Origin of the sequence: Paenibacillus sp. FSL R5-0766, from assembly GCF_037971845.1 — a bacterium.
In the GTDB taxonomy this organism is placed as follows: domain Bacteria; phylum Bacillota; class Bacilli; order Paenibacillales; family Paenibacillaceae; genus Paenibacillus.
Genome location: NZ_CP150227.1, coordinates 4,874,181 through 4,892,757, shown reverse-complemented (window position 1 = coordinate 4,892,757; position 18,577 = coordinate 4,874,181). Strand labels below are relative to the sequence as shown.

At 47.1% G+C, this 18,577-nt stretch carries 18 protein-coding genes; 17 read left to right on the top strand and 1 reads right to left on the bottom strand.

Features of this window, described 5'->3' with window-relative positions; translation table 11 throughout:
- Positions 1 to 12: 12 nt before the first annotated feature.
- The 16 genes from MKY66_RS21225 to MKY66_RS21150 all read left to right on the top strand — a co-directional run bounded on the left by MKY66_RS21225 (position 13) and on the right by MKY66_RS21150 (position 15,449).
- Positions 13 to 372 (top strand): hypothetical protein, encoded by a 360-nt coding sequence (locus MKY66_RS21225; protein ID WP_076211674.1) that lies wholly within the window; start codon positions 13 to 15, stop codon positions 370 to 372.
- Positions 373 to 517: 145 nt separating this feature from the next.
- Positions 518 to 2,332: a translation elongation factor 4 gene (gene lepA / locus MKY66_RS21220; protein WP_076211672.1), complete on the top strand. Its 1,815-nt coding sequence runs from the start codon at positions 518 to 520 to the stop codon at positions 2,330 to 2,332.
- Positions 2,333 to 2,477: 145 nt separating this feature from the next.
- Positions 2,478 to 3,662, top strand: a complete 1,185-nt coding sequence (hemW, locus tag MKY66_RS21215) for a radical SAM family heme chaperone HemW (protein ID WP_036668565.1) — start codon at positions 2,478 to 2,480, stop codon at positions 3,660 to 3,662.
- 119 nt (positions 3,663 to 3,781) lie between these two features.
- Positions 3,782 to 4,252, top strand: a complete 471-nt coding sequence (locus tag MKY66_RS21210; protein ID WP_017687214.1) for an N-acetyltransferase — start codon at positions 3,782 to 3,784, stop codon at positions 4,250 to 4,252.
- A 255-nt stretch (positions 4,253 to 4,507) separates the two neighbouring features.
- Positions 4,508 to 5,539: a heat-inducible transcriptional repressor HrcA gene (gene hrcA, locus MKY66_RS21205; RefSeq protein ID WP_076211670.1), complete on the top strand. Its 1,032-nt coding sequence runs from the start codon at positions 4,508 to 4,510 to the stop codon at positions 5,537 to 5,539.
- Positions 5,540 to 5,583: 44 nt separating this feature from the next.
- Entirely contained in the window at positions 5,584 to 6,147 is a 564-nt protein-coding gene (gene grpE, locus MKY66_RS21200) for a nucleotide exchange factor GrpE (protein WP_076211668.1), read from the top strand.
- 161 nt (positions 6,148 to 6,308) lie between these two features.
- The gene (gene dnaK / locus MKY66_RS21195; RefSeq protein ID WP_076211666.1) at positions 6,309 to 8,153 is read left to right on the top strand and encodes a molecular chaperone DnaK; all 1,845 of its coding nucleotides are present in this window, start codon (positions 6,309 to 6,311) and stop codon (positions 8,151 to 8,153) included.
- Positions 8,154 to 8,282: 129 nt separating this feature from the next.
- Entirely contained in the window at positions 8,283 to 9,407 is a 1,125-nt protein-coding gene (gene dnaJ / locus MKY66_RS21190) for a molecular chaperone DnaJ (protein ID WP_062835521.1), read from the top strand.
- A gap of 243 nt (positions 9,408 to 9,650) precedes the next feature.
- The gene (locus MKY66_RS21185; protein WP_017687219.1) at positions 9,651 to 10,019 is read left to right on the top strand and encodes a hypothetical protein; all 369 of its coding nucleotides are present in this window, start codon (positions 9,651 to 9,653) and stop codon (positions 10,017 to 10,019) included.
- A gap of 222 nt (positions 10,020 to 10,241) precedes the next feature.
- Positions 10,242 to 10,421, top strand: coding sequence for a YfhD family protein (locus MKY66_RS21180; RefSeq protein ID WP_076211664.1), 180 nt, complete (start codon positions 10,242 to 10,244; stop codon positions 10,419 to 10,421).
- Positions 10,414 to 10,806: a hypothetical protein gene (locus MKY66_RS21175; protein ID WP_076211655.1), complete on the top strand. Its 393-nt coding sequence runs from the start codon at positions 10,414 to 10,416 to the stop codon at positions 10,804 to 10,806. The genes MKY66_RS21180 and MKY66_RS21175 overlap by 8 nt, the downstream gene beginning before the upstream one ends.
- 190 nt (positions 10,807 to 10,996) lie before the next feature.
- Positions 10,997 to 11,962: a 50S ribosomal protein L11 methyltransferase gene (gene prmA, locus MKY66_RS21170; RefSeq protein WP_076211653.1), complete on the top strand. Its 966-nt coding sequence runs from the start codon at positions 10,997 to 10,999 to the stop codon at positions 11,960 to 11,962.
- A gap of 3 nt (positions 11,963 to 11,965) precedes the next feature.
- Positions 11,966 to 12,646 (top strand): site-2 protease family protein, encoded by a 681-nt coding sequence (locus tag MKY66_RS21165; RefSeq protein WP_076211651.1) that lies wholly within the window; start codon positions 11,966 to 11,968, stop codon positions 12,644 to 12,646.
- A gap of 140 nt (positions 12,647 to 12,786) precedes the next feature.
- Positions 12,787 to 13,551 carry an RsmE family RNA methyltransferase gene (locus MKY66_RS21160; protein WP_076211650.1) on the top strand — a complete coding sequence of 255 codons (765 nt, stop codon included), beginning with the start codon at positions 12,787 to 12,789 and terminating at the stop codon, positions 13,549 to 13,551.
- A gap of 2 nt (positions 13,552 to 13,553) precedes the next feature.
- Positions 13,554 to 14,900, top strand: coding sequence for a tRNA (N(6)-L-threonylcarbamoyladenosine(37)-C(2))-methylthiotransferase MtaB (gene mtaB / locus MKY66_RS21155; protein WP_076211647.1), 1,347 nt, complete (start codon positions 13,554 to 13,556; stop codon positions 14,898 to 14,900).
- A 111-nt stretch (positions 14,901 to 15,011) separates the two neighbouring features.
- On the top strand, positions 15,012 to 15,449 hold the full coding sequence (locus tag MKY66_RS21150; protein WP_076211644.1) for an NUDIX domain-containing protein: 438 nt from the start codon (positions 15,012 to 15,014) through the stop codon (positions 15,447 to 15,449).
- Between the two features lie 58 nt (positions 15,450 to 15,507).
- Here the strand turns inward: MKY66_RS21150 and MKY66_RS21145 are convergent, their stop codons facing one another.
- Complete coding sequence (locus MKY66_RS21145; RefSeq protein WP_076211643.1) at positions 15,508 to 16,509, bottom strand: Na/Pi symporter; 1,002 nt, start codon at positions 16,507 to 16,509, stop codon at positions 15,508 to 15,510.
- A 553-nt stretch (positions 16,510 to 17,062) separates the two neighbouring features.
- Between MKY66_RS21145 and MKY66_RS21140 the strand changes: the two genes are divergently transcribed.
- On the top strand, positions 17,063 to 18,439 hold the full coding sequence (locus tag MKY66_RS21140) for a class I SAM-dependent rRNA methyltransferase (protein ID WP_076211641.1): 1,377 nt from the start codon (positions 17,063 to 17,065) through the stop codon (positions 18,437 to 18,439).
- The last annotated feature ends 138 nt before the right edge of the window (positions 18,440 to 18,577 follow it).

Here is an 18,577-nt window from a genome sequence, read left to right as displayed (position 1 = left end):
GAGGCAATGCACATGTCCAGATTCGGTAAAAGACTGTTATCCATCGCTGTATTAATGTTGCTGGGTGTGCTGTTTGGAATGCAGCTGGCGGGCAGCAATTTTCATATGGGCAATCCCTCAGGAGGCACATCAACCGTTGTGACAACTGAACCAACTTCATCGGTGACCGAATCTGTTCCGACTGCTCCTGTCCAAAAGGAAATTAAAGAACCACCATTTGTACCTGTTCAGTCACCAAGCCAAGTGCTTGGGGCAGATCAAAATAAGGCTCCGGTTGATGTGTTGGCAGACAAAACGGCTGGATTATTGCAAAATCTCTCACACAGTGGGATCAAGTGGGTGGTCTCTCTTTTTAGCGGCGTTGCTGAATAAAATACCATAATGTTAAGGTACAATATAACCTCCGGGAGTGCATGATGACACTTTATTATAAAGTTGAGACATCACGGGATTGATGCACTGTGCTTCAACTGTTATAATGAAGTGATTGACACTAGGCTGTTTCTGGGGGTAAGGAATGACTGACATTCGGGCAAGACAACGTAAAATTCGTAACTTTTCTATTATTGCACATATAGATCACGGCAAATCAACACTTGCGGACCGGATCTTGGAGCACACAGGTGCGCTCACTTCACGTGAAATGCAGGAACAAGTTCTGGATAAGATGGACCTTGAACGTGAACGTGGAATAACAATCAAGCTACAAGCAGTAGCCTTGACTTACAAAGCGGATGATGGTGAAGAGTATTTATTGAATCTGATTGATACACCGGGACACGTAGACTTCACGTATGAAGTATCACGCAGTCTTGCTGCATGTGAAGGTGCTCTGCTGGTTGTGGATGCGGCTCAGGGAATTGAAGCTCAAACACTTGCCAACGTGTATCTTGCATTGGATAACAATCTTGAAATTTTACCGGTTATCAACAAAATTGACCTTCCGAGCGCTGATCCTGAACGGGTGAAGCAGGAAGTGGAAGATGTTATTGGTTTGGACACAAGTAATGCGGTTTTGGCTTCGGCCAAATCAGGAATCGGAATCAAAGAAATTTTGGAGCAAGTGGTGAAAAGTGTTCCGGCACCAACTGGTGATCCTGACCAGCCTTTGAAAGCGCTGATTTTTGACTCGCACTATGACCCGTACAAAGGTGTAATCGTATATGTGCGTGTTGTTGACGGCAAAATCAAATCCGGTTCCAAAATCAAAATGATGGCAACAGGAAAATCATTTGAAGTCATTGAAGTTGGAGCGTTCAAACCTCGTATGACCATCGTGGACGAGCTGAACGTCGGGGATGTAGGATTTATCGTTGCAGGTATCCGGCATGTTGGCGATACACAAGTCGGGGATACGGTAACGGATGCCAAAAATCCAACACCGGAACCTTTGCCGGGTTATCGTAAAATTAACCCAATGGTGTATTGTGGTCTCTATCCGATCGAAACATCGGACTATGTTGATCTGCGTGAAGCGTTGGAGAAATTGCAGTTGAACGATGCGTCTCTGAGCTTTGAACCGGAAACATCCAGTGCACTCGGTTTTGGATTCCGTTGCGGATTCCTTGGACTGCTTCACATGGACGTTATTCAGGAGCGGATCGAGCGGGAGTTTAACATTCCGTTGATCACAACGGCACCAAGTGTAATCTATCACGTCACCTTAACCAATGGTGAAGTGATGAAAATCGACAACCCATCCAACTATCCTGAGGTGGGCCGGATTGATTACGTCGAGGAACCATACGTCAAGGCAGATATTATCGTACCGAATGATTATGTAGGTACCATTATGGAGCTGTGTCAGAATAAACGCGGTGAATATGTGAATATGGAATATCTGGACACAACCCGGGTTACCATTACCTATGAGATTCCGCTGTCCGAGATTGTATATGACTTCTTCGACCAGTTGAAATCCGGTACCAAAGGATATGCATCCCTGGATTATGAGCTGTCCGGTTACCGTCAGTCCAATCTGGCGAAAATGGATATTGTACTTAATGGCGAACAGGTGGATGCTCTGTCCTTCATCGTTCACCGTGACCGTGCCTATAATCGCGGACGCATTGTCTGTGAGAAACTGCGCGAGCTGATTCCACGGCAAATGTTCGAGGTGCCAATTCAGGCATCTGTAGGTACCAAGGTCGTTGCTCGTGAGACAGTAAAAGCCATGCGTAAAAACGTACTTGCCAAGTGTTATGGTGGTGACATCTCGCGGAAACGGAAACTGCTTGAGAAGCAGAAGGAAGGTAAGAAACGGATGAAGCAGGTTGGTAACGTTGAGGTGCCACAAGAGGCATTCATGGCGGTACTGAAAATTGATGATTAAACAATCTATTTTGAGGTACAACACAGAATGTGTGTATTCAAATTAGATTAATGAGAATTTAATTTCGGTTACAACAAATATTAAATAACTAAGCTGAAAGGGAAGCCGGATGGCTTTCCTTTTTTCAAATAGAGGGGGACTTGCCATGACATTGGCAGCACACAGCCGGAAGACAGGTGCGCCCCAAGCGGTGTATCTTCACATTCCCTTTTGCACGAATAAATGTTTTTATTGCGACTTTAACTCTTACGTTCTGAAAGATCAGCCCGTGATGCAATATCTCGAAGCGCTGGAACGGGAGATGGAACATACAGTTAAGGCCAATCCACCGGGCGAGATCAAGACCATATTTGTAGGTGGGGGTACGCCAACAGCTCTGAAACCGGATGAGATGGCCGTATTTCTTCGTTCCGTGAAGACGTATTTCCCAAATTGGGCGGACGATATTGAATTCTCGATGGAAGCCAACCCGGGAACCACGGATGCGGAGAAACTCGCTGCGATGAAAGAAGGCGGGGTCAACCGTGTCAGCTTTGGCGTGCAGGCGTTTCAGAATGATCTGCTGACAGGCATTGGCCGTATTCATAATACGGATGATGTATATCGCAGTTTGGAGAATGCTCGTAAAGCAGGCTTGAATAACCTGTCCATTGACCTGATGTTTGGGTTGCCAAACCAGACCGTAGAAATGTTGAATGAGAGTATCGACAAAGCGCTCGAACTGGATCTGCCGCATTACTCCATCTACAGCCTGAAAGTGGAAGAAAATACACTTTTCCATACACTGTATCAGAAGAACCAGTTACCACTTCCTCATGAAGATGATGAGCTGGAAATGTATCTTCTATTAATGAGACGAATGAAAGAAGCAGGCTATGGGCAATACGAGATCAGTAACTTTGCCAAGCCGGGCTTTGAGAGTCGTCACAATATTACCTACTGGCGTAATGAGGACTACTACGGTCTTGGTGCAGGTGCACATGGGTATGTGGGCCGTGAACGGCATATGAATATTAAAGGTATAAATCCTTATGTCGAAGCTTCACGAGCAGGGCTGCCTCGTCTGGATCATTTTGAGATTGCTCGCCCGGAGGCCATGGAAGATTATCTGATGGTTGGGCTGAGAATGTTGGAGGGGGCTTCGGCCTCACGCTTTAGCGAACAGTTCGGAGAGTCCATGGAAGAAGTGTTTGCGAAGCCTTTGGGCAAAATGTTGAACGCAGGGTTGCTTGAGCGGACGGCAGACGGCTTCCGACTGAGCGAGCAGGGTATCCTGTTCGGAAATGACGTTTTTGCGGAGTTTATCGGGTCCATATCGCTGAATTCATAGCTTGAAATTCTATACGCTCTGTTGTATATTTATTCATATTGATTTTACAGAGCGTGTTAATTTTAACAACTACGAAGTCAGCTTTCCTCTGGAAAGCTTGGTAATAGGAGGAGAGCAGGATGTCGGTAATATGCAGAAAAGCCGTGCCGGAAGATGTTGAACCACTGTATGAAATGATTAAGGGCTATGCAGAGCGTGGGATCATGCTTCCGCGATCACGGGAAATACTGCACCGGCAGCTGGAGCACTTTGTTGTAGCCGAAGTTGATGGTGAAGTGGTGGGTTGCGGATCGCTTTGTCGTCTGGGGAATGATTTGGTGGAAGTCAGATCACTCGGTATCTCGGAAGGACACAAAGGGCTCGGTATTGGCTCCCGATTGCTGGACCGACTGGTAGAAGAAGCGGAGAAACAACAGATTCCTAAGGTTATGGCGTTGACATACGAAGTATCCTTCTTCCTCAAAAACGGCTTTGCCGTAGTGGAAAAAGAGATTTTTCCCGAGAAAGTATGGACCGACTGTGTTCATTGCAGCAAGCAGGATTGTTGTGATGAGATCGCGGTATTAAAAGAGCTTAACGTTTCAGCCTAACAACTGAATGGACTGCATGGATCGAGCCGAGTCAGCCTCTGCCCTACATGCAGTCCTTTTTTACTTCAAAGTATGTTCAATAAAGTTGTTAGGACTTGTCGACATTGGTCTATACTATAAATAGATGAGCCCACTCATCAAACTCACTTGACAATGTTCACGTCAGTTTGGTATTTTTGTATTACCGCTTAGCACTCATCTAACCGGAGTGCTAACGACATGGGACAGTACAGTCAGAAGGAGGGAATACTCACCATGTTAACAGAGCGTCAACGAATGATTCTGAACGCTATAGTGGATGACTATATCCGTTCAGCTGAGCCCGTAGGGTCCCGGAGCATTTCCAAAAGGGGAGATGTTGGATATAGTCCGGCGACGATCCGTAATGAAATGGCGGACCTTGAAGATATGGGTTTCCTGGAACAGCCGCATACATCGGCAGGACGCATTCCTTCTCATAAAGGCTATCGATATTACGTCGATCATTTGGTTCCTTGGAATCAGGTGGAGCCCCAGGAATTGGACGATCTGAAGTCGTTCTTCGCCGAAAAGCTGAATGTCATGGAACAAGTTATTCAACATGCATCCAATATTTTGTCACATATGACGAATTATACTTCGATCCTGCTTGGACCGGAAGTATTCCATACGTCCCTTCGCCACTTCCAATTGCTTCCTCTGAACGAAAGTGAAGCTGTGGCAATCATTGTGACCAATACCGGTCAGGTGGAGAACAAGACGGTCCAGATTCCTCCAGAAATTTCGGTAGCCGAGATGGAGAAAGTGGTTCGACTGTTGAACACCAAGCTGGTTGGTGTGCCAATTTACAAATTGAAATCCCGTCTCTATACTGAACTTGGGCAAGAGATGGAACGGCATATTACACGTTACGAGGAAGTTATGCAGGTGCTAAACAGTGCCTTTGACAACGAACATGATAATCGTCTGTTCCTCAGTGGTGCCACCAATATGTTGACTCAACCGGAGTTTAAAGATATCGAAAAGGTAAAAGATATTCTTGACCTGCTGGAAGAGACACCAACACTCATGAAATTGATGATGCCCGTGCCGGGTGGATCTGGTATTCAAGTGCGAATCGGCACTGAGAATGATCATGAAGCCTTTGCCAACTGCAGCCTGATTACAGCCTCCTATTCATTGGACGGTGAGGCTTTGGGTTCGATCGGTATTCTAGGACCCACGCGGATGGATTATGCACGTGTCATTCATATTCTAAATACACTATCCCGTGACTTGACGGCGATGCTGACACATCGTTTCAAATAAGATTCGGGAATGAACCATTTCATTCGTATAAGGAGGTGAACATCTTGAAAGAGGAGCAATCATTTACAGAAGAACAAGAGGTAACAGCAGCTGAGCAGGAACCTATTAATGAAGCTGGCGCTGCAGAAGCACAAGCTGAAGAGATGGCTGATCAGGAGCAGGATGAGCTTGCACGTCTGAAGGCAGAAGCTGAGGAGCAACAGCAGCGTTATGTCCGTGCACAGGCTGATTTCGATAACTTCCGTCGTCGTACTCAGAAGGAAAAAGAAGAATTGGCTAAATACGCTTCGATGAAGCTGGTCACCGAACTGGTACCGGTTATTGATAACTTCGAGCGCGCCATGGCTACTGTACCGGAAGGTGCAGAGGTCGAATCTTTCTCCAAGGGCATCCAAATGATTTTCCGTCAATTGGAAACCGTGATGAATAACGAAGGTCTGACGGCAATGGAATCGGTAGGACAACCGTTCAATCCTGAATTCCACCAAGCAATTATGCAAGTGGAGAGCGACGAGTACGAAGAAGGTATCGTTGTTGAGGAAGTCCAAAAGGGCTACATGCTGAAAGATAAAGTGCTTCGTCCAGCTATGGTTAAAGTCAGCTCATAATTTCCTTATAGGAAGGAATGAGTCGGCTCCATAGTTGAACAATGTGGGCGAAGTTTAATATAAAGGTTTGTACACATAGAGCACGATTAGCAACATGAACATCTAAATAAGGGTTAGATCAGACCCATTCATTTTAAATTGTTGAGGGAGGAAATTTTCGGATGAGCAAAGTAATTGGTATTGACTTAGGAACAACAAACTCATGCGTAGCAGTAATGGAAGGCGGCGAGGCTGTCGTAATTCCAAATCCGGAGGGCGCACGTACAACTCCATCCGTAGTTGGTTTCAAAAAAGATGGAGAGCGCGTTGTTGGTGAAACTGCAAAACGTCAAGCGATCACCAATCCGGATCGTACCATCATGTCGATCAAACGTCACATGGGTACTTCCCACAAGGAAACAATCGATGGCAAAGACTACTCTGCACAAGAGATCTCTGCAATCATCCTGCAAAAATTGAAAACTGATGCTGAAGCTTATCTGGGTCAAACGGTAACTCAAGCCGTTATCACTGTACCAGCTTACTTCAATGACAGTCAGCGTCAAGCGACTAAAGATGCGGGTAAAATTGCAGGTTTGGAAGTTCTGCGTATCGTCAACGAGCCTACAGCAGCAGCTTTGGCATACGGTATGGAGAAATCCGAAGACCAAACGATTCTCGTATATGACCTGGGTGGCGGTACGTTCGACGTATCCATTCTTGAACTGGGTGACGGCTTCTTCGAAGTTAAAGCAACGAGCGGGGATAACCAACTGGGCGGGGATGACTTTGACCAAGTAATCATTGATTATCTCGTAAGTGAATTCAAAAAAGATCAAGGCATTGACTTGAGTAAAGATAAAGCAGCGGTTCAACGTTTGAAAGATGCAGCGGAAAAAGCGAAAAAAGAACTTTCCGGTGTATTGACTACAACAATCTCCTTGCCGTTCATCACGGTTGCTGATGGCGTTCCACAGCATTTGGAGTTGAACCTGAGCCGTGCGAAATTTGAAGAAATCTCTGCAGGTCTGGTTGAGCGTACGCTTGAACCAACTCGTCGTGCATTGAGTGATGCGGGTATGACAGCTAACGATATCGACAAGATCGTATTAGTTGGTGGTTCCACACGTATTCCTGCAGTACAAGAAGCAATCAAAAAACTGACGGGTAAAGATCCACACAAAGGCGTTAACCCCGATGAAGTTGTAGCTTTGGGTGCTGCTGTACAAGCGGGCGTACTGACAGGTGATGTGAAAGACGTTGTATTGCTTGACGTAACTCCACTGTCCCTTGGTATCGAAACAGCAGGTGGCGTATTCACTAAGATGATCGAGCGTAACACAACGATCCCTACAAGCAAATCTCAAGTATTCTCCACATATGCAGACAATCAACCAAGCGTTGAGATTCATGTTCTGCAAGGTGAGCGTGAGATGGCAGCGGGTAACAAATCGCTTGGACGTTTCATGTTGGGTGATATTCCACCAGCTCCACGTGGCGTTCCACAGATCGAAGTTAGCTTCGATATTGATGCCAACGGTATCGTTAACGTATCTGCAACAGATAAAGGTACGAACAAAACTCAAAAAATCACAATCACTTCTTCCAGCGGTTTGAGCGATGCTGAAGTTGAGCAAATGATGAAAGATGCTGAGCTGCACGCTGAAGAAGATAAAAAACGCAGAGAACTCGTTGAAGCGAAAAACAGTGCAGATCAACTGATCTACTCTGTTGACAAAACGATCAAAGATCTTGGCGAAAAAGCAGATGCTGGCGAAGTTGAAAAAGCGAATGCAGCCAAAGAAAAACTGCAAGGCGTTCTGGCTTCCGACAACCTGGAAGACATCAAAGCTGCTACAGAAGAACTGACAGAGATCGTTCAACAATTGTCTGTGAAACTGTATGAGCAAGCACAGGCGCAAGAGCAAGAAGCACAAGGTGCTGAAGAACAACAAGGTTCCGCAAAACGTGACAACGTCGTAGACGCTGATTACGAAGTTGTGGATGAAGATAAAAAACAAAACTAATTCGTAGTTCTACGCGAATTAAACATCGGTGACGTTCGAATTAGAGGGAAAGTCATAGCCGGGGCTCCCGCGCTTTGGCTTTCCTTTTGTCACGATGTGCGATATGGTGAATGATATGGGGGTGGAAGAGTGGCTGAAAAGCGTGATTATTATGAGGTGCTTGGCGTTAGTAAAACGGCTAACGACGATGAGATTAAAAAGGCTTACCGTAAGCTTGCCCGTCAGTATCACCCTGACGTAAACAAGGCTGCTGATGCGGAAGCTAAATTTAAAGAAGTTAAAGAAGCTTATGATGTCGTGAGTGACGGTCAGAAGCGTGCACAATATGATCAATATGGTCATGTCGATCCGAATCAAGGTGGATTCGGTGGTGGCGGTGATTTTGGCGGCGGCGGATTTGGCGACATCTTCGACATGTTCTTTGGCGGCGGTGGCGGTGGACGACGTGATCCAAATGCTCCCCAACGGGGGAATGACCTGCAGTACACGATGACGATTGAGTTCAAGGAAGCTGTATTCGGTAAAGAAACGGATATTACGATTCCGCGTACCGAAGGCTGTGATACCTGTCATGGCTCAGGTGCCAAACCTGGAACGAAACCGGAAACCTGCTCGGTCTGCCAAGGTAGCGGTCAGCAGGAAGTCGTGCAAAATACACCGTTTGGACGTATGGTTAATCGTCGTGCATGTTCGAACTGTAGTGGTTCGGGCCAAATTATCAAAGAAAAATGTACAACGTGCAGTGGTAGCGGTAAAGTTCGCAAGCAACGCAAAATTCATGTCCGCATTCCAGCGGGTGTAGATGATGGCGCGCAACTGCGTATGACAGGTGAGGGCGAGGGAGGCCTGCGTGGCGGACCAGCGGGAGATCTGTATATTGTCATTCGCGTGAAATCACATGATTTCTTCGAGCGTGAAGGTGACGATATTTATTGCGAAATCCCACTTACCTTTGCTCAGGCAGCTCTGGGAGATGAAGTTGAAATCCCAACGTTGACCGAGAAAGTGAAGTTGAAAGTACCAGCTGGTACACAAACGGGAACGTATTTCCGACTCAAAGGCAAAGGTGTACCACGCCTGCGCGGTATGGGGCAAGGAGATCAGCATGTGAAAGTGGTTGTGGTTACACCTAGTAAGCTGAATGACGAGCAGAAAGATCTGCTTCGCCAAATTGCTGCGCTGGATGGAGAGCAAACACATGAGCATGAACAATCCTTCTTTGACAGAGTGAAACGCGCCTTCCGTGGCGACTGAGAATAAAATATAGCAAGTCCAAAAGGACACCACAGCGGTTTTTACCGCAGGGTGTCCTTTTTTATATGCCTTTTGAAGTGGCTACCCATTGGTCTTGGCAACATCCATGGATCTATGCTACAAAGAACGACAGCAATTTGTGGGAGCATTTCGGTATATTCTGAGCGAACTTGCGGAAAGATAGCATGGCGAGAATGATATGCATAGCTGATATGCGAGAAATTAGGGAAGCAGGTGAAGCGGATGACCGAGAAAAATATTTTGGCGTACTTTCACAGCCCGGAGCAGGCTCAAGGGGCAGCCAAAAAACTGGAGGCATTGCGAGTGGAGGACCTGTCAATTAATCGATTCAGCCGTTATGCGGGTGTAGGACCAAGCGGGGCTTCCTACAAGCCGGGCGTTTCCGGCAGTTTTTCATCATGGGTGCCCGATTCGATGCAAACAAATGCCAGTGCTGGAATCATGGCTGCGGCGGACCCTTCTGCAAGCGGCATGAGTGATGGTGGACAGGGTGGACCAACGGGAAGAGATGTATTACTTACTGTCATCGTAGATGAATCGGTACATCACCGCGCTATGTCTATAATCGAACAAGCCGGTGGAATGATCTAGTTTCAAGAAATCCATATAAGATGGACAGATAATTACACTTTAACGTAGAGTGTAGAACCAATCTGAAGAAGCGAAGCGTTCGCCTTTATCCCTGGATTTTCCCTTTGAAGAAGGGAATTAAAAAAAATCTGGGGATAACAGCGATCGGAGGATGGGACTACAATCGGAGTGTTACAGTGTAACACGTATTAGTTCATTTTAATTTGAAGGAGGAGCATTACAATGGCAGAACATGAACGTCCAGGCAAGATTCTCACAAAAACGGAAAAGATGAAACGATTGCAGTCCGCCAAAAATGAAGATGTGGAATTCAGCGCTGAAGCTGCGGATCATGAAGATATAGAAGCACTACGCCGCAGTGAAGCGGCTGATCGACGTCAGGGACGGGAGCTTAATGACTGAAGATCGCTCGGCAGTGACCCTCGAAGCTGTTTTTACAAGCTGGACTGAGGCCGAGTCTGCACGCAGAGCCCTGGAATTGTTGCACCCGAACCAATTGAGTATTGAGAGCCTTGGCAATGAAGCATCTGCATTGGACTCAAATGATGTTACGGGCTTCGATAATTCTCCTACGGCCGTTGTCGGAGGGTTTAGTGGCGAACTGAATGTACTTGCCCTGATTAGTGATGAAACGGAAATGTTGTCCAATGGTCAGGTGTATGATACACCCAAAGAGGACTCGGCAAACAGGCTAAAACAAGAAATTTTGCTGACCGTGTCCGTATCTAACGATTCGCTCCCGCAAGCCGCAGAGATGATCACACAGAACGGTGGACGTTTTTGCTAAGTGAGATTCGAATTATACAAAATGCTGAAGTAAATGAAACAGATATGAATGAATAGATGACAGGATATTCGAGCAGTCAGGCTGCGGATATCCTGTTTTGTTTTTCTTTTACTGGTGCGGCTTTGTGCTCCGGCTAGCTTGTGTAGTACAATAGTTGGGATGTTTGAAAAATGAGGAGGAAAAACCAAGTATGTTATGGCATGAACTAACAATACATACCACAGAAGAAGCTGTGGAGATGATTTCGAATTTTTTACATGAAGCGGGTGCTGGAGGGGTTTCGATTGAAGAGTCCGGTACTTTAAATAAAAAACGGGACACAACGTATGGTGAGTTATACGACGTTCCATTGAATGATATTCCGGAAGGCTTTGCGGTCATCAAAGGGTACTTCTCCGAAGGTACGGACATGGTTGCATTACAGTCTGAAGTTAATCCGAGAGTTGAGGAACTCTCCGAATTCGGAATTGATACAGGTGAAGTTCGTTATGAGACGCGTACAGTGGATGAAGATGACTGGGCAACAGCCTGGAAACAATATTTCAAGCCGGTACGTGTATCGGAACGTTTGACGATCAAGCCAACGTGGGAAGAGTATACGCCAGAAAGTCCGGATGAGAAAATTATTGAGCTTGATCCAGGCATGGCTTTTGGTACAGGAACCCACCCAACGACCTCCCTCTGCTTGCGCACACTGGAAACGGTTATTCAGGGCGGCGAGGAAGTTATTGACGTAGGTACAGGCTCTGGTATTTTGGCTATCGGAGCGATAAAACTTGGGGCAAAACATGTACTGGCGCTCGATCTTGATCCAGTTGCCGTAATTAGTGCCAGGGAGAATGTGGAACTGAATGGGCTGGAGCAACAAATTACGGTTAAAGAGAGTGATCTGTTGTCCGTCCTTGGGAGTCAGGACCCTGCACTTGGTGTACAACTGCCGGTTAAGGTTGTCGTGGCGAACATTCTGGCTGAGATCATTTTGTTGTTCGTAGACGATGTCTATCATGCGCTTGAGTCTGGTGGCACATATATTGTATCCGGCATTTGGAAGAACAAAGAGCAGGTTGTACATGATGCGCTGGTAGCCTCCGGGTTTGAAGTGAGTGCGATCCACCGTGATGAGGATTGGCTGGCGTTTGTAGCCAGAAAGGGGTAACGTATGGACTTTTGGAATTCGTTCTTTCGTTATCCGATCGATCAGCTTCCGTTTTTCCTGCTGACCATTCTGATCGCATTTACGGTGCATGAATTCTCGCATGCGTATTTTGCCAACAAATTCGGTGATCCGACAGCTAAGCTGTTGGGTCGGGTCACACTGAATCCGGTTGTACACTTTGACTTGTTTGGTGTGCTGTTGCTCATTATTGCCGGCTTTGGTTGGGCACGTCCAGTTCCGGTTAATCGGGCTAACTTCGACAAACCTAGATTGATGGGTATCATCGTATCCGCAGCAGGGCCTCTGAGCAATCTGTTGCTGGCGATCATCGGTACAATCATCTATGCTTCACTGGTTGGTTCGGGAGCACTCGGCGGCATTGATAATGAGCGGTTGCTAACAGCAATCACAACGTTTTTCGCTATCTTTAACTTAACCAACTTTTTCCTGTTCCTGTTTAACTTGATTCCGTTGCCACCACTGGATGGTTATCGGATTCTGGAAGATGTAGTGCCACCTTCAATCAGCCGCAAGCTGCAAGGGGTGGAGCAATGGTCCATTTTTATCTTCCTGTTGATTCTTGTTATACCTCCGTTGCAAAATGTAACGATTCAACCTTTGTATGAGTTTGCGCAAACGATGTATGTGGATCTGGCAAAGGTAATTATCGAATTATATCGCTAAAAAAGCGTATCGTGTTTTGGACGGATATACTGGTCAGAAACACGTAAAAGTTGTATGATCATCTGTGGCGATTGGATTCATGCTTGTCATTAGGCGGGGTGAATTCCAGTCATAACAGGACAGAATGGGTGGATTGACTAATGCAGCGATATTTTGTATCTGCAGAACAGTTTAATGAACACGCTGTGATCATCACAGGTGATGATGCACGCCATATCGGCAAGGTCATGCGTGGTAAACCTGGAGATAAACTGATTGTCAGTGACGGAAACTCCAGAGAAGCACTCGTGGAAATTGAGACCATTGAAGTTGGCCAAGTTACTGCAAATATTGTAGAGTCTCTGGTTATGGACCGTGAAGCACGGATTCGTGTAACCGTGGCACAGAGTTTGCCCAAGGGCGACAAGATGGAAACAGTCATCCAGAGATGTACTGAGATTGGGGCGGTATCATTTGTACCCTTCCTATCAGAACGTACGATTGTGCAATATGATGCCAAGAAAGAAGGCAAACGGTTGGAGCGGTGGCGGAAAATTGCCAAGGAAGCTGCCGAACAGAGTCACCGGAATCGCATTCCATCCGTTGAGCAGCCGCTTTCCTGGAAAGGGCTGTTATCTTCTTTTGAGGGCTACAGCCTGGTATGTTATTGTTATGAGAAAGAAAACGGTAAACAGCTGAGAGATGCACTGAAGCCGTTTGTAGAGCAGCTTGCACCTGGTGCAAGTGCAGAAGTTTTGATCGTGGTTGGACCGGAAGGTGGATTTTCTGAGAAGGAGACGGCAGAGGCTGATCAGGCAGGTGCCGTATCTGTTGGACTGGGCAAACGCATTTTGCGTGCTGAGACAGCTGGAATGGCAGCACTAACTTGCGTGTTATATGAATCCGGAGAAATGGGAGGAATGTAATTATGCCATCCGTGGCGTTTTACACCTTAGGCTGCAAAGTTAATTTCTATGATACAGAGGCGATTTGGCAATTGTTCAAAAACGAAGGTTACGATCAAGTGGACTTTGATGAACAGACAGCGGATGTATACTTGATTAATACTTGTACAGTAACCAATACCGGCGACAAAAAGAGCCGTCAAATTATTCGTCGTGCCATTCGGCGCAACCCGGAGGCGATTGTGGCCGTTACAGGCTGCTATGCGCAGACTTCTCCGGCAGAGATTCTGGACATCCCAGGGGTGGATCTGGTTATCGGTACACAGGACCGTGACAAGATTTTGCCATATGTTAATGAAATTAAGGAGTCCCGTCAACCCGTTAATGCGGTGCGTAATATTATGAAAACCCGTGTGTTTGAAGAGATGGATGTACCTGATTTTGCTGATCGTACCCGAGCGTTCCTGAAAATCCAGGATGGATGCAATAACTTTTGCACGTTCTGCATCATTCCGTGGTCTCGTGGTCTCTCACGCAGCCGTGAGGCGAATAGCATTATTCAACAGGCGCATCAGCTCGTACACGCCGGATACAAGGAGATTGTTCTGACCGGTATTCATACAGGTGGGTATGGTGATGACATGGAGAATTATGATCTGACCGATCTGCTGTGGGACCTGGACAAGGTAGAGGGGCTGGAGCGTATTCGAATCAGCTCGATTGAAGCCAGTCAGATTGACGACCGTATGCTCGACGTGATCAAACGTTCGGACAAACTTGTTCGTCACTTCCATATTCCGCTGCAAGCGGGTGATGATACGGTGTTGAAACGCATGCGCCGTAAATATACGACGGAAGAGTTTTACAACAAAATGCTTCGCATTCGGGAAGCAATGCCGGATGTAGCGATTACAACAGACATCATTGTTGGATTTCCAGGTGAGACGGATGAGATGTACCGTAATGGCTATGAGTTGATGCGGAAGATCGGTTTTTCCGAAATGCACGTTTTCCCTTATTCGAAACGCACGGGTACACCAGCAGCACGGATGGAAGATCAGGTGGACGAAGAGGTCAAAAATGCACGTGTGCATGAACTGATTGACTTGTCTGAGCAGATGCAACTGGAGTACGCTGAGCAGTTTGTTGGACAGGTACTGGATGTTATTCCCGAAGGTGAAGCCAAAGGCCGCGAGGGAAGTGGCAAGCTGCACGGTTATAGCGACAACTACATTCAACTGGTCTTTGACGGAACGATGGATATGGTCGGTAAAGTGTGCCGAGTCAAAGTGGTTGAAGCCGGTGTCAACGAGAGTCAGGCTACGCTGGTACGTGTGTTGGAAGAGAATCTTAAGTCCGCCGCGATGTGATCGAGGCGTCAGAAACAAGGATTTCATTTCCTTGGGGAGCTTACCCGGGGAGATGAGGTCCTTCTTTTGCAAAAAAATAAGATAAAGATATCGAAGTTGATGGGGGAGAGCATGATGAACAAAAAAGAAATTTCAGCAGGCGGAGTTGTTTATAGAACAGGGGAAGACGGACGTCTTCAAATTCAGCTTATCGTAGATCGTTATGGTAAAACAACTCTCGCCAAGGGCAAAATGGAAGATGGAGAAACAATCGAACAGACGGCACTGCGCGAGATTTTGGAAGAGACAGGTATGGTGGGTCGCATTGTAGAGCCGGTTGATATCATTGCTTACACGTACCAACATGCAGACTTTGGTCCGGTGGACAAGGAAGTTCATTATTATCTCGTTGAAGCCGAGAGTGGTGATCTACAGCCTCAGATTGAAGAAATCAAGGGTGTGGATTGGTATGCTCCGGAAGAAGCATGGTCCTTACAGCAGCAGAGCGGATATGATAATAACGATGATATCTTGCGTGTAGCCCTGAACAAGTTAGGCATTAACGTATAACGGCATTATTGTTCGAGTCAGTTAGCCGCGCGCTCTGTGGGTCTGGACAGGCAGATCATCAAGCCACGGGTGACTTCGCCGCGGGGGCGTGGACCGGTGGTTTTTTGTGCCAGATTGGCAAGTAACAGAATGGCAAAGCAAGCAGTGAACTGGTGATGTTAAAAAGGGTCTGGGCATGCGCAATCTGTGCCCCGTTGTCCGCTGACAGCCAGGCCGAAGCTGCATGCAGCTGGCCGATCAGCGGCATAAACAGCAGCGCTCCTGCAATGTTTAATACAACATGGGAGGCTGCGACAAATTTGCCTGCGGATGCTCCGCCCGCGGCAGCAATCACAGCGGTGATGCAGGTCCCCACATTGGACCCGATCACAATGGCGATGCCGATCTCCACAGGTAATACTCCTGTGGCTGCGAGCGTAATCGCCATGCTAATGACAGCTGCGCTGCTGTGAATGAGCGCTGTCAGACAGGCACCTGCCAGGAAGCCCCACCACAAGCTGTCGGCCGAGCGGTCGAGAAACCATTGAAATACGCCCATGCTCCGCAAGGGTAAGGCAATGGATTGCATCACTTGAATGCCTGTCATAACAAGTGCAAATCCCGCAGCTGCGAGGAAGCTGTACTGGATGTTAAACAGAGTCTGTCGCGTACGTTCAGGAGCGGCCAGATTGCGTTCACCAAGAACAACAAACAGGGCCCAGCCCGTTAGAGACAGGACGAGTAGCGGCAGGGAAGCACGGCCGATCTGCAGTCCCACCAGCTCCGTTGTCAGGCATGTCCCGATGTTGGTGCCGAGGATGATTCCAAGTGTGCGTCCATAGGTAATTAATCTGGCATTAGCCAGTCCAATGGTGAGTACGGTGACCGCAGTACTGCTCTGTAACAGGGCCGTTGCACCTGCACTGAAGGCCATGCCTTTCCATGGAGCAGAGGTAGCCCGATTGAGCCAACCCGCCAACATGGGCCCAGCCATGCGCTGCAAGGCCGTTTCCATCAGCTTCATGCCACCAAAAAAGATAATAAGCCCATAGAGTAGGGGCAATATAACATCTCTAAACATACAAAATCATTCCTTCCGTCCGGTTCCTTAACTCATCCTATGAGTAAATAAAGACAACCATGACAAGCCTAAAGGAATTCAGAGGGAAGCGACCTAAATTACCCCACCCCAATTCGAAAGATACGGTGATTCGTGCAAACGCAGCGAAGAAGACGAAATCGAATCTGAAGAAGCGAAGCGTGCGCCTTTGTGTCCGGATTTTCCCTTTAGGAAAGGGGAATCAAAAAAATCTGGAGACAACAGCGATCAGAGGAACAAATCGTCGCTGTAGTGTCACTCATACAGCGCTTAAAGTAACAGCTTAGCGCCAACATGCTCTCAACTGCCCCACCCCAATTCGAAAGATACGGTGATTCGTGCAAACGCAGCGAAGAAGACGAAATTGTTACCGAAGAAGCGAAGCGCTCGCCTTTATCCCCGGATTTTCCCTTTGAGAAAAGGGAGTTCAAAAAAATCTGGGGATAACAGCGATCAGAGGAACAATTCGTCGCCGTAGCGTCTCCTTTGCACCAAACCTATCTTTTCAACTAACTATGAAAGAAGTGGATCTACCTTGCCATCAGTTACACTCGAACGCAGTCGCAAAAAGCGGCTAGAACATGCACATCCATGGATATTTAACAATGAAATTGCCTCTGTTGACGGAAACCCGGAGCCGGGAGATCTGGTCAATGTATTGAATCATCAAGGTCGCTATCTGGCGACAGGATATTACAATCTCGCATCTCAGATCACGGTAAGAGTTGTATCTTATCAACCGCTGGAGTCCGAACAGATGGATACGGCGTTCTTTGCAGCGCGTTTCCGCGATTGCTTGCGTCATCGGGAACGTTTTATCCAGGATGGAGAGGCATACCGCCTCGTTTATGGCGAAGCAGATTTTCTGCCAGGATTGATCGTTGATCGATTTGGCAGCGTCCTCGTTGTACAGTTGCTTACACTTGGCATGGATCATTGCCGTGAAGCCATCGTACAGGCACTCATTGAAGTAATGCAGCCAGAAGGCATATATGAGCGCAGTGATGTCTCAATTCGTGAACTGGAAGGTTTGGAGCAGACCAAGGGTCCACTGTACGGAGAGTGCCCACGACATGTCACCGTTACAGAAAATGGACTACTCATTAAAGTGGATATCGTGGAAGGACAGAAGACAGGTTACTTCTTCGACCAACGCGAGAATCGTGCAGCCATCGAACCGCTCATGAAGGGTTGGGGCTACAAGAGTGGAATCACACTACAAACGACTGAGCAGGATGGCACAGAGCAGCTCTTGCCTGTGAATAAAAGCGGTAAAGTAGTTACATTCCCTTATTGGGATGGTGCCACTGTGCTGGAGTGCTTCTCACACACAGGCAGTTTCACGTTGAATGCTTGCAAGTATGGAGCCAAAAAAGTGACTTGTCTTGATATTTCGGAGCATGCCATTGAGAGTGCACGAACAAATGTGGAGCTGAACGGTTTTACCGACCGTGTTGAGTTCGTAGTTGCTGATGCATTCCAGTACTTGCGTGAACAAGTGAAAGGGCTGGATGAACGTACCGTACGTGCACGTGCAGGCGAACAGAAAGTAGATACATCCAAAGCGCTGGCAGCTGGCGGTAAAACATTTGATGTCGTCATCCTTGATCCTCCTGCATTTGCCAAAACGAAATCAGCAGTCAAAGGTGCATGCCGTGGATATAAGGATATCAACCTGCAAGGAATGAAACTGGTTAATGAGGGCGGATATCTGGTGACAGCCAGCTGTTCGTATCACATGCGTCCTGACCTTTTCCTGGATACGATTGCGGATGCAGCGGAAGATGCAGGCAAAGTGCTGCGTCTAATTGACTGGAAGGCAGCAGGTAAGGACCACCCGCAAATTTTAGGCGTGGATGAAGGACATTACCTGAAATTTGCTATTTTCGAAGTGCGTAGTAAAAAGAATTAGAAGAGTCTGGTTTCACTTTTTTTAATCTCTCGTGAGATAAAGTGAATTTTAAATGAATGATACTTTTGGCAAAAAGTCCACAGTGTGGTAGCTGCGGGCTTTTTGCTGTTTGGCTGTGTTAACGGAGATGATCTCCGT

Excerpts from the sequence above, each read along its gene's own strand:
- MKY66_RS21165 (WP_076211651.1), top strand. The coding sequence starts at position 11,966 with ATGGACTTTTGGAATTCGTTCTTTCGTTATCCGATCGATCAGCTTCCG.
- MKY66_RS21180 (WP_076211664.1), top strand. The coding sequence starts at position 10,242 with ATGGCAGAACATGAACGTCCAGGCAAGATTCTCACAAAAACGGAAAAG.
- MKY66_RS21160 (WP_076211650.1), top strand. The coding sequence starts at position 12,787 with ATGCAGCGATATTTTGTATCTGCAGAACAGTTTAATGAACACGCTGTG.
- MKY66_RS21145 (WP_076211643.1), bottom strand. The coding sequence starts at position 16,509 with ATGTTTAGAGATGTTATATTGCCCCTACTCTATGGGCTTATTATCTTT.
- MKY66_RS21185 (WP_017687219.1), top strand. The coding sequence starts at position 9,651 with ATGACCGAGAAAAATATTTTGGCGTACTTTCACAGCCCGGAGCAGGCT.
- mtaB (WP_076211647.1), top strand. The coding sequence starts at position 13,554 with ATGCCATCCGTGGCGTTTTACACCTTAGGCTGCAAAGTTAATTTCTAT.
- prmA (WP_076211653.1), top strand. The coding sequence starts at position 10,997 with ATGTTATGGCATGAACTAACAATACATACCACAGAAGAAGCTGTGGAG.
- MKY66_RS21150 (WP_076211644.1), top strand. The coding sequence starts at position 15,012 with ATGATGAACAAAAAAGAAATTTCAGCAGGCGGAGTTGTTTATAGAACA.
- MKY66_RS21225 (WP_076211674.1), top strand. The coding sequence starts at position 13 with ATGTCCAGATTCGGTAAAAGACTGTTATCCATCGCTGTATTAATGTTG.
- lepA (WP_076211672.1), top strand. The coding sequence starts at position 518 with ATGACTGACATTCGGGCAAGACAACGTAAAATTCGTAACTTTTCTATT.
- MKY66_RS21210 (WP_017687214.1), top strand. The coding sequence starts at position 3,782 with ATGTCGGTAATATGCAGAAAAGCCGTGCCGGAAGATGTTGAACCACTG.
- dnaK (WP_076211666.1), top strand. The coding sequence starts at position 6,309 with ATGAGCAAAGTAATTGGTATTGACTTAGGAACAACAAACTCATGCGTA.
- hrcA (WP_076211670.1), top strand. The coding sequence starts at position 4,508 with ATGTTAACAGAGCGTCAACGAATGATTCTGAACGCTATAGTGGATGAC.
- hemW (WP_036668565.1), top strand. The coding sequence starts at position 2,478 with ATGACATTGGCAGCACACAGCCGGAAGACAGGTGCGCCCCAAGCGGTG.
- MKY66_RS21175 (WP_076211655.1), top strand. The coding sequence starts at position 10,414 with ATGACTGAAGATCGCTCGGCAGTGACCCTCGAAGCTGTTTTTACAAGC.